Here is a 10419-nt window from a genome sequence, read left to right as displayed (position 1 = left end):
TCCCTCCGCCCGCCCGGGGCCCCTCCCCCCGAGGCGCGAGCGTCGGTGAGCCGTCCACCCCGACGGCCACGTGACCGAACGACCGCGGGTTCGGCGGCGGCTCCAGCCGAAGCGCCCCGGATCGCAGGCCGTGCGAGCGGTCGCCCGCCGTCTCTGGACTGGCGGGCTTCTGGTGGATCTGCTGCGCTGAAGGGAGACGGGATGGAAGAGGTGAGCGGCTGTGCAGGGTGGTCCGGACCGGTCCGCCTCGACGGGCGGAGGCTCCTTCGAGGGTGAAAGCTTCGACGGCGAAAGCGTGGCCGGCCGTGTCGCCGTGCGGCGGGAGCAGCTGGGCATGTCCCGGGAGGAGCTCGCCACCAGGGCCGGGATGTCGATCACGTATCTGCGGCAGGTGGAGGAACTGGGGACCGGTTTCGACCCCGCCGCGCTGATGCGGCTCGCCGCCGTGCTGGGGGTGTCCTACGAGGAGCTGGCGGTGGGCTCCCGCGCGGCGCCGCCGGGACGGGGCGGCCCCGCGGCCCGCCCGGTGCTGCAGCGGCTGTCCGAGGGGGAGTGCTGGGATCGGCTGGGCACGCACGGGATCGGCCGCGTGGCCTACACGGCGGATGCGGGGGACGCGCCTCCGGTGCTGGTGCCCGTCAACTTCCTGGTGGATCGGCGGACGGTCGTCTACCGGACGGATCCGGCGGGCGTGGCGGCTGTCGCGGCCGGCGCGAATCTGGCCTTCGAGACCGATCACATCGACGAGGCGAGCCGTGTCGGCTGGAGCGTGCTGGTGACGGGTACCGCCGAGCGGATCACCGACGCCGCTGCCGTGGGGTCGCTCGCCCGGCGTCCCGGGGCCGAGCCCTGGGCCGGGGGGCTGCGGGAGCTGTGGATCCGCATCGTGCCGGGTGAGGTGAGCGGCCGCGCCATCCGGTCGCTGCCGGACGCCGAGGACCACGGGCTGGGGGGCCGGTGAGTGGGGCCGGCCCGTGGCGGTGATCGCGCCGCCACGCCCCGGTTCCCCCTCCGCGTCGGGGACGACGAACCGGAACAACGCCGCACGCCGCGGCAGCTGCGACCACCGGCCTCCCAGCGCGGGATCACGACGCATCGGCCCATCGAAGGTCGATGACCCCCGCACGCAACAGGCCTGCTTGATGAGGCGTGCAGGCCGACTGCCGGCTCACCGCCTCCGTCACCCGCGGCGCGGTCGCGACGTCTCCACGGGCATGACCGCGGCGTGGACGTTCTCCTCCGCGCGCACGCGAAGGGGCTCAGATCCCCCGCCTCCGTCGTGCGCTTCACCCGCGCCCCCCAGGGCCTCGGCAGCCCGCCCCGTCCGGTGATCGGGAGGGGGACCGGCGGCGCGTGGCGGGATTGCCGCCGGGAAGGCGCAAGGTGGGTGAGGATGTTGAGGGTGACGATGTCGCATGCCGAGATGGGAGAACGACGTGCCTTTGGTCGGTGAGTACCAGCCGAGCCCCGAGCAGTGGGTCCGGGACCAGGTGGAGCTGTACGAGAGTTCCGGAGGGACCGACGGGACCACGCTGCGCGGCAGGCCCGTGATCGTGCTGACGACGCTGGGCGCCAAGTCCGGCAGGATCCGCAAGACGCCGCTCATGCGCGTGGAGCACGACGGGCGCTACGCGGTCGTGGCGTCCAAGGGCGGCGCCCCCCGGCACCCGGTCTGGTACCACAATCTGGTGGCGGACCCCCGGGTGGAACTGCAGGACGGCCCCGTGCGTCAGGACATGACGGCCCGTGAGGTCACCGGCGACGAGCGGGCGCAGTGGTGGGAGCGCGCGGTGGAGGCGTGGCCCGACTACGCCGAGTACCAGAAGAACACCGACCGTGAGATCCCGGTCTTCGTCCTGGAGCCGGCGGCCACGCCGCACTGACGCGTAACTTCGCACGGCCGCCGCCCCGGTCGCGGGGCGGCGGCCGCCGTTTACGGGATGAGCAGCGGTTTGCCCCCCGGTCGTACGGGACTTGAGGTCCCGGTGGGTGCGGACCGCATCCCTGAGCGGGTGGCGGCCCCTACGAGCGGTGTCAGCTCCTCGGCCAGGATCACGGCGAAGACCTCGCCGGTGTGCCGCGCCAGCGCCTCGTGAGTGGGCACGTGATGGTTGCGCACCGGATGTTCCGGGGAGGTGCCGCGCCGCGGGCCGGGCGGGGCTGGATTTCCCTACGGCTGGGGGTGGTGGCCCCCGTGGTTTCCGGACGTCCTCGGCGTCAGGCGGGCGGCCGGCCGTCCGCTGCCCGGCGGGCCCGCGGCCGCCCTCGCAGTGATGTGGACCACATCCGTGGACTTTCTCGGTCCGGGATGTAAGAAACGGGCCACCGCTCTCATTGCATGGTGAGAGAGCGAGATGAGGGGACGGCGCGTGACACATGCCCAACGCTTCCGGGACGTCTACGAGGAGTGCTATCCGCGTGTGCTTGCCTACGCCACCAGCCTGGTAGGACGGCAGGTAGGGGAGGACATCACCAGCGAGACGTTCACCGTCGCCTGGCGGCGGGTGCGAGACATTCCCCATCCGGCACTGCCGTGGCTCCTGGGCGTGGCCCGCAACCTGGTGCGCGAACTACGCCGCCGGGACGCCCACCAGTACCTTCTCGCCGCCGGGGAAGCGCAGCGCATCAGCAGCGGCGCCCGGACCGACGCCGGTGACGTCGCGGCCGAGGTCACCGAACGGCACAACGCGCTGCAGGCCCTGGCCGGCCTGCCGGAGGGCGACCGGGAACTGCTGACGCTGATCGCCTGGCACGGCCTGAGCGCCAAGGAGGCCGCGCAGGTCCTGGACTGCACCACGGCGACGCTGACCGTCCGGCTGTACCGGGCCCGTCGCCGGCTGGAGAGGGCCATGGAGTCGTCACCCGCCGCCGAGCCCCCGTCCGCACCTCCGGCGAAGGCCCCGCACCCCACCCACCGCGAAGGAGCACCCGCGTGAAGAACTCCCACAGGCCGTCCGGGCGGCCCGACGTCATGAAGGTGCTCGCGGACGCACGGCCCGACGAACTCGACCCGTCCCGGCCGGTGGACCCCGCGCGACAGCGGGAGGACCTCGCGCGCATCGTCGCCGGACCGACCGACGGCCGCGCGGCACGCTTCCTCGCGCCCCGCCGCGGAAGCGGCTTCCGGCCGCTGGGTGCCGCGGCCCTCGCGGCCGTGGCGGCGTCCGTGGTGGCCGTGAGCACCGTCGACTGGCAGCAGCCCGCCGACCGGCCGAGCGCACACCCTCGGTCCACCGCCGGAACGCAGGTCCCGAGCACCGGCGCGGACCTCCGCGCCGACGGCCACATCGAACTGCTCAGCGCGGCCGAGAACGCGCAGGCCTCGGTCGCCGAGGGAACGTACTGGCAGACCACCACACGCTCGCAGAACGTGGACGTCGCCGGCGAGGAGGGCCACCTTTTCGCCGTGCGCCACACGTCGACCGACGAATGGTCGGTGGGCGTGCGCCCCGGAACCGGCAGCCTGATGGTCTCCGGCCTGGACTCCGTGACCGAGCCCCTGACCGCGGCCGACGAGGCCCGCTGGCACGCCGCCGGCTCCCCCCGCACGGTGCCGGTCGAGGTCGGGAACAAGACCGGGACCGGCACGATCGCCTACACGATGGGCACCGGGCGGCCGACGGTCCTGCGGACGAACGTCGACGACAAGATCTATGCCGTGGGCCCGCACAACGCCTCCTACAAGGACCTGCGTGCGCTGCCCTCCACCAGCGGAGCCCTGCGGCACTACCTGGAGCGTCTCTACGCGCAGGACAACGGCGCCGACACCGGGAGCGGCGACCGCGGCGCCTGGATCCTGCGCCAGGCGGGCAACCTCGTCACGATGCCCGTGAAGCCGGCCGTCCGGGCGGCCGCATACCGGGTGATGGCGGATCTGCCCGGAGTACGGGTGACCGGGCATGTGACCGATCCTCTGGGACGCGTGGGCGTCGGCGTCGACTTCCCCGTCACCTACCGGGGGCCGCTGGGGACCACACGGCAGCGGCTGGTCGTGGACCCGTCCACCGGCGCCATGCTCAGCGACGAGCTCGTGCTGGTCGAACCGTCGGCCAGGGCGCTGGAAGGGGGTCTCGACGCGGGCACGACGGTGAACTACGCGGCGACCACACGGATGAGCTGGGGCGAGCAGCAGATCACCGCGCCGAAGAACGCCCGACGCTGAACCAGGAGCCGGGCGGCGACTCGCCCCCGGCGCGCACCGACTGACGCACCGGAGATCTGCCGCTGACGCGACGCGGCAGGTCTCCGGGCGATGCCCCGCGCCCCCGGCCGCCGGCTGACATGCCCGGCCGCCGCGCACCGACCCGGCCGCCGCGCACCGACCCGGCCGGTCCCCGACATCCGGGCAACCCGAACTGGAGTCCGCCCGGTTCAACGGGTGTGAGACCACCACCGCGGCCCAGGACCGCGCCCATCACATGGGCGGCGATGCCAGGCGTGCCGCATCTTCCGCAACCGCGAGCCCCGCCACCGGGGCTTCCCCCGATGTTCCCGTCCTCTTCAGAAAGCCCGCGCCCATGCGCCTCCACAGGCCCTGCATATCCACGACCGCGGCGGTCATCGTCTCCGCGCTGGGAATCGCCGCGTACCACCACATACCCGAGGGCAGTCCCAGCCCGGCCCCTGAGCATGCCTCGGTCGTCCAGGACGCCGCCGGCCCGGCGACCGGGCAGCCGGCGGCCGCTCCCGCCCCGCCGCGGGAAACGGCCGGGCCGCAGCCGGAATACCCCGCCGAGCTGCCCGGACTCGGCCCCGAGACCCTGTCGCAGATCCCGGACCGCACCCGCCAGGTCGTCCTGGTCACGGGAGCCGGCAAGAAGTCCGCGAAATCCAAGGTCGTGCTCTACGAGCGCGTCGACGGCGGCTGGCGTCCCGGAGCCGTGTGGGACGCGCACAACGGCTACAAGGGCTGGACCGACGAGCACTACGCGGGCGATCTGCACAGCCCCATAGGGGTGTTCGGCCTCACCGACGCCGGCGGACGGCTGGCCGACCCCGGCACCGAGCTGCCCTACCACCGGTCCGGCGCCTTCTCCATCGGCGGTACCGGCTTCGAGGGCGAATCCCTCGCCGGTTCCTTCGACTACGTCATCGCCATCAACTACAACCGGCAGCCCGGTACGTCGCCGATGGACGGCGCCCAGCCGATGGGCGCGAGCCGCGGCGGCGGCATCTGGATCCACGTCGACCACGGCGGCCCCACGCATGCCTGCGTCAGCATCTCGAAGGCGCACATGAAGCAGTTGCTGCGGGCCCTGAAGCCCGCCGACCACCCCGTCGTCGTCATGGGCGACGCGGCCTCTCTCGCCCGATGACAGTTCCGCGGTCCACAGGAGTAAGCGTGTCGTCTCTTCCCCACCGCACCGTGATCGCCCTCGCCGTCGTCGGGGCGTCGGTGCTCACCGCCTGCGCCGGCCAGCAACCCCCCACCACGCCCGCCGCCCAGGGGACGGCGACGTCCAAGGCGTCCTCGTCCGGGCCACGGGCCGCGGCGGCAGCCTTCCGGCTCACCACGGGCGCCGCCGACGGCGACCGCCACGCGTCCGTCGGCGGCGCGGGCGACGTCGAGGTCTCCGGCGGGAGGATCTCCTCCGTCACCCTCACCACCGCGGGCGGAGACCCGGTACGCGGGACGGTGTCCGGCGACCACCGCCGCTGGACCCCGGACACCACCCTGGCGTACGGCACCTCGTACCGCCTCGTCGTCCACGCCTCGGACGGAGCGGGCAAGGGACAGACCCGGAGCCTGTCCTTCACCACGCTGACGAAGGGCGATCGCCTCATCGGCACCTTCACCCCCGAGGACGGCTCGACCGTCGGCGTCGGCATGCCGGTGTCGCTGAACTTCAACAAGCCGGTCACCGACAAGAAGGCCGTCGAACGAGCCATACGCGTCACCAGCGACAGCGGCCAGGAGGTCGTGGGCCACTGGTTCGGCGACCAGCGCCTGGACCTGCGCCCCGAGACGTACTGGAAGGCGCACGCCCAAGTCACCCTGAGACTGCGCCTGGACGGCGTGAAGGGCGCCGCGAACGCCTACGGCACCCAGGACAAGACCCTCCGCTTCACCGTCGGCCGCAGCCAGGTCTCCACCGTCGACGCCGGCACGCACACCATGCGCGTCGTCCGCGACGGCCGCACCATCCGCACGATCCGGATCACCTCCGGCGCGCCGGGCAGCACCACGTACAACGGGCAGATGGTGATCTCCCAGAAGCTCATCTCCACCCGTATGGACGGCGCCACCGTGGGATACCCGGGGGAGTACGACATCCCCGACGTCCCGCACGCGATGCGCCTGTCCACCTCCGGCACCTTCATCCACGGCAACTACTGGGCACGGGACTCCGTCTTCGGCAACTCCAACGTCAGCCACGGCTGCGTCGGGCTGAACGACGTCCAGGGTGGCGGCGACCCCGGGCAGGACGCGTCCTGGTTCTACGACAACTCCCTCATCGGCGACGTGGTCGTCGTCAGGCACTCCCACGACCACACGATCGCCCCCGACAACGGCCTCAACGGCTGGAACATGCCCTGGGAGCAGTGGAAGGCCGGCTCGGCCCTGGCGCAGGGCGACTGACGCGGTGGCGGGGCCCGGACCGGAGCCGCGCTCGATGCCCCGGGCCCACAGGGACGTGGACCCCGGCGACGCCAACTCCCCGTCAGAGGCCAGGGCGCCGCCGTCGACACGCGCGTCCGAATCCGAACGCTGAAAGCACGTCGGGAGGCATGCCGCGCCGGGCCACGGGCCGGGAAACCGATGGCGCCCCGTGGGGAGAGTCGTTAGCTTCCGCATGAGCGGAGTGAGATACGAGACGCCAGCGCGAAGGGAGCCGGACACATGGCGGCAGGGGGCGGCGCACGCATCGACCGTCTGGGCTTACTGCTCGACCAGTTCGACCACGCCAGGGAGATGGCCCGGGTACGTCTCGCGGGCCTCCGCGACGAGGAGTACCTGTGGGAGCCGGTACCCGGTTGCTGGTCGATACGGCGCCGGGACGAGGCGACGACACCCAGGGCGTTCGGGCCAGGGGAGTGGGTGCTCGACCTGGGCGCCCCGGACATCCCGGCGAGCGAGTACGCGGAGGTCGCCCGGCAGGCGGCCGGCGGCATGACCGTCGACAAGATCGCCGAGGACTGGAGCGTGAGCGTCGAGCGGGTCGAGCAGGTCCTGGCCCACACCGGGCCGCCGGAGCCCGACGACGCGCCCGTCACGACCATCGCCTGGCGCCTGGGTCATCTGCACTTCTGCTTCGCCGGGGGATGGGAGTGGACCTTCGGCCAACGACGGCAGGAGCCCAAGCTGCTGGTCGACTTCACGCCTTCCGCGGCGACGGCACTCGAGCGTTTCTGGGCGGTGATCGACCGCTGGCGCGAGAGCGTCGGTGCCGTCACCGAAGAGCAGCTCGACACGGTCGGCTTCTCGCAGTACCCGTATGGTTCCGACCCCGACGAGCCCTTCGTCAACGTACTCGCGGGGGCCAACCTGGAACTCATCCACCACATGGCCGAGATCGCGCTGCTGCGCGACCTGTGGCGGTCCAAGGGCGGCCCCTCCGCCACCCTCACCGGTTGATCCTCGCCATCAGGAAGGGCGCGTTCTCGGGCACCTCCTCGCGGGCGTGCGGAACCTGCCCGGCCGGAGTGGCGACCGGCACGCGCAGCGGGGTCACCCCTCAGCGACGCGCCGCGACGTGGCACCGCGCATGGAGTGCCGCTCGGCGGGCGGCTGCTCGGCGCGGATGTCGGCGAGCAGCGCGGTGATGGCGGTCATGATGTCCTCGGTGGCGTCCTTGAGGACGTCCGGTGTGAGCGCCTTGCCGTGGTGACGGCTGAGGTCGACCGGAGGTCCGGCCACGACGTGCACGGTCTGACGGGGCACCAGCCACACACGGCGGTTGCCGCGGCCGCCGCGCGCGTACGGCGGGGCGATCCGGTGGGCGCCCCACTGGGCGACGGGTATGACGGGCGCGCCGGTCGTCAGGGCGATCCGCGCCGCACCGGTCTTGGCGGTCATCGGCCACAGCTGCGGATCGCGCGTGACGGTGCCCTCCGGGTAGACCGCGACGCACTCTCCCTTGCTGACGGCGGCAATCGCGTCCCGCAGCGCGAGCGCGGCGTCGGCGGTCCCGCGGTGGACGGGGATCTGACCGGTTTTGCGCAGCACCATGCCGACGAAGGGGATCTTGAACAGGGACGCCTTGGCGAGCAGGCGCGGCGGCCGGCCGCTGTTGTACTGGAAGTGCCCGTAGGTGAGCGGGTCGAAGTACGAGATGTGGTTGACGGCGGTGATGAAACCGCCCTCGGTGGGCATGTGTTCGTGCCCGCGCCACCGGCGCTTGACCAGGACGAACAGGACGGGTTTCGCGATGGCCGCGGCCAGCCGGTACCAGAAACCGTAGGGATTGCGCGATCTGCCGGACACCCCGGGTCCTCCTTCACTATGGCGGCGCCGATCGGCCGCTCGTTCCTGTCGTTCCCCGGTGCGTGGCAGACCGGCGGAGTGTCAGGTGTCCTCGTCGGACGGTCCCGGTCGGGGAAGGCCGACAATGTACTTGACCATGCAAGAGCTTAATTGCTGCATGGCGCAACGATCAACCCGGCTCCGGGGAGGTCATGGCCGTTCCCCGCAGGCGGCCCTGCCTGCCTCGGTCTCCGTGATGTGCTCGGTGGCCCAGCCCGAGAACAAGGGCGGGCGGAACGGGGCTCGGCCTTATGGGGGTCAGCGCGTACTCGACTCGCGGTGGCACCTCGGTGCACGGCCGCGCGGGACACCGGGCCGTCGCGTTCCGGCCATCTTCCGCCCTGACGAGGGCGGTGTGAAGCCCTGGGGAGCAGGGGGCACGACGCCACCCCCCGTGCCGCTTGTCCGGCGTCACGGCACACCCGTGTGGTGACATGCGGACATGGCATTCCTCGGTGTCGACATCGGCACATCCAGCAGCAAGGGCGTCCTCGTCGACGACTCCGGCACGGTGATCGCGACCGCGGTGCGCACCCACACCGTCTCCCGTCCGGGACCGGGACACGTGGAGATGGACCCCGAGGTGTGGTGGCAGGAGTTCCGCGGCATCACCCGCGACCTGCTGTCCGGGCGCCCGCCCGTGGAGGCGGTCGGCGTCAGCGGCATGGGCCCCTGCGTCGCACTGGCCGACGCCGCGAACCGGCCGCTGCGCCCCGCCATGCTCTACGGTGTGGACACGCGGGCAGCCGCGCAGATCGCCCGCCTCGACGCCGAACTCGGCCGCCGGTCCGTCCTCGACCGGTGCGGCAGCGTGCTGTCGACGCAGGCGGTGGGCCCGAAGGTGGCCTGGGTGGCCGAGCACGAACCGGAGGTGTTCGCTGCCGCACGGCGGCTGTTCATGCCGGCCTCCTTCCTCGCCCACCGGCTCACCGGCGCCTACGTGCTCGATCACCACTCGGCCAGCCAGTCCGTCCCCTTCTACGACACCCGCGCGCAGGACTGGTACCGGCCCTGGGCCGAGGCGGTCTGGCCGCACGCGGACCTCCCCGAGCTGCGCTGGCCCGGTGACCAGGCCGGCACGGTGACGGCCGAGGCGGCAGCGGCGACCGGCCTCCGGCAGGGAACGCCCGTCCTCACCGGAACGATCGACGCCTGGGCCGAGGCCGTCAGCGTCGACGCGACACGACCTGGCGACCTGATGCTCATGTACGGCACCACGATGTTCCTCATCGCCACCGTCACCGGGCAGGTGCGCGTGCCCGAGCTGTGGAGCACCGTCGGCGCCCACCCCGGCACGCGCTCTCTCGCCGGTGGCATGGCCACCTCCGGCGCGGTCACCGAGTGGCTGCGCGGCCTCTTCGGCTCACCCGACCGCGCGGACCTCCTGGCGGAGGCGGCGGAAAGCGGCGTCGGCGCACGCGGTCTCGCGATGCTCCCGTACTTCGCCGGCGAACGCACACCGATCGCCGACCCCGACGCCCGCGGGCTGATCGCCGGCCTGACCGTCGAGCACACCCGCGGCGATTTGTACCGGGCCGCACTGGAGGCGACGGCCCACGGTGTACGCCACAACATCGAGGCCATGCGCCGCGCGGGCGCCGGCATCGAGCGGGTCGTCGGGGTCGGCGGGGGCACACAGGGCAGGCTGTGGACGCAGATCGTCTCCGACGTCACCGGGCTGCCCCAGGACATTCCGACCGTCACCGTCGGCGCAGCCTACGGGGCCGCCCGGCTCGCCGCCGGACTGGCAGGTGAGGTGGCGACCGGGACGTGGAACCCGGTGCGCGAACAGCGCGTACCGGACCCGGTCTCGGGGGCCGCCTACGACAGGCTGCACAGCCTGTACAGGGAGCTGTATCCGGCGACCCGGGACACGGTCCACGCCCTCGCACGGCTCCAGCGCGAAGCGGGCGGAATCGGGGGCGCCGGATGACGGCGGCGACGCGCTCGGGGTC

Annotated in this window: 10 protein-coding genes; 8 read left to right on the top strand and 2 right to left on the bottom strand. The window is 72.7% G+C overall.

The window, feature by feature from the left end; translation table 11 throughout:
- The first annotated feature begins 295 nt into the window (after positions 1-295).
- Complete coding sequence (locus tag ACRWNP_RS14170) at positions 296-961, top strand: pyridoxamine 5'-phosphate oxidase family protein (RefSeq protein ID WP_431961539.1); 666 nt, start codon at positions 296-298, stop codon at positions 959-961.
- 475 nt (positions 962-1436) lie between these two features.
- Positions 1437-1883, top strand: coding sequence for a nitroreductase family deazaflavin-dependent oxidoreductase (locus ACRWNP_RS14165; RefSeq protein WP_431961551.1), 447 nt, complete (start codon positions 1437-1439; stop codon positions 1881-1883).
- A 50-nt stretch (positions 1884-1933) separates the two neighbouring features.
- Here ACRWNP_RS14165 and ACRWNP_RS14160 read toward each other — a convergent pair whose 3' ends face one another.
- On the bottom strand, positions 1934-2104 hold the full coding sequence (locus ACRWNP_RS14160; RefSeq protein ID WP_431961537.1) for a hypothetical protein: 171 nt from the start codon (positions 2102-2104) through the stop codon (positions 1934-1936).
- 265 nt (positions 2105-2369) lie between these two features.
- Between ACRWNP_RS14160 and ACRWNP_RS14155 the strand changes: the two genes are divergently transcribed.
- The 5 genes from ACRWNP_RS14155 (at position 2370) to ACRWNP_RS14135 (ending at position 7576) form a co-directional block, all read left to right on the top strand.
- Complete coding sequence (locus ACRWNP_RS14155) at positions 2370-2936, top strand: RNA polymerase sigma factor (protein WP_431961536.1); 567 nt, start codon at positions 2370-2372, stop codon at positions 2934-2936.
- Positions 2933-4162: a CU044_5270 family protein gene (locus tag ACRWNP_RS14150; protein ID WP_431961535.1), complete on the top strand. Its 1230-nt coding sequence runs from the start codon at positions 2933-2935 to the stop codon at positions 4160-4162. The genes ACRWNP_RS14155 and ACRWNP_RS14150 overlap by 4 nt, the downstream gene beginning before the upstream one ends.
- Before the next feature lie 355 nt (positions 4163-4517).
- On the top strand, positions 4518-5315 hold the full coding sequence (locus ACRWNP_RS14145) for a L,D-transpeptidase family protein (protein ID WP_431961534.1): 798 nt from the start codon (positions 4518-4520) through the stop codon (positions 5313-5315).
- Between the two features lie 26 nt (positions 5316-5341).
- Positions 5342-6580, top strand: coding sequence for a L,D-transpeptidase (locus tag ACRWNP_RS14140; RefSeq protein WP_431961533.1), 1239 nt, complete (start codon positions 5342-5344; stop codon positions 6578-6580).
- Between the two features lie 261 nt (positions 6581-6841).
- Positions 6842-7576, top strand: a complete 735-nt coding sequence (locus ACRWNP_RS14135; protein WP_431961531.1) for a DinB family protein — start codon at positions 6842-6844, stop codon at positions 7574-7576.
- Between the two features lie 93 nt (positions 7577-7669).
- Here the strand turns inward: ACRWNP_RS14135 and ACRWNP_RS14130 are convergent, their stop codons facing one another.
- Positions 7670-8425: a lysophospholipid acyltransferase family protein gene (locus ACRWNP_RS14130; protein WP_431961530.1), complete on the bottom strand. Its 756-nt coding sequence runs from the start codon at positions 8423-8425 to the stop codon at positions 7670-7672.
- A gap of 481 nt (positions 8426-8906) precedes the next feature.
- Between ACRWNP_RS14130 and ACRWNP_RS14125 the strand changes: the two genes are divergently transcribed.
- Complete coding sequence (locus ACRWNP_RS14125) at positions 8907-10397, top strand: FGGY-family carbohydrate kinase (protein WP_431961529.1); 1491 nt, start codon at positions 8907-8909, stop codon at positions 10395-10397.
- Positions 10398-10419 lie beyond the last annotated feature (22 nt).

This window comes from Actinacidiphila sp. bgisy160, assembly GCF_965342435.1.
GTDB lineage: Bacteria > Actinomycetota > Actinomycetes > Streptomycetales > Streptomycetaceae > Actinacidiphila.
Note: the sequence above shows the minus strand (reverse complement) of the source record. Positions and strands in the feature narration are given on the sequence as shown.

Bases quoted from the DNA above. Each gene is read 5' to 3' on its own strand.
- ACRWNP_RS14135 (WP_431961531.1), top strand. From the start codon at position 6,842: ATGGCGGCAGGGGGCGGCGCACGCATCGACCGTCTGGGCTTACTGCTC.
- ACRWNP_RS14145 (WP_431961534.1), top strand. From the start codon at position 4,518: ATGCGCCTCCACAGGCCCTGCATATCCACGACCGCGGCGGTCATCGTC.
- ACRWNP_RS14125 (WP_431961529.1), top strand. From the start codon at position 8,907: ATGGCATTCCTCGGTGTCGACATCGGCACATCCAGCAGCAAGGGCGTC.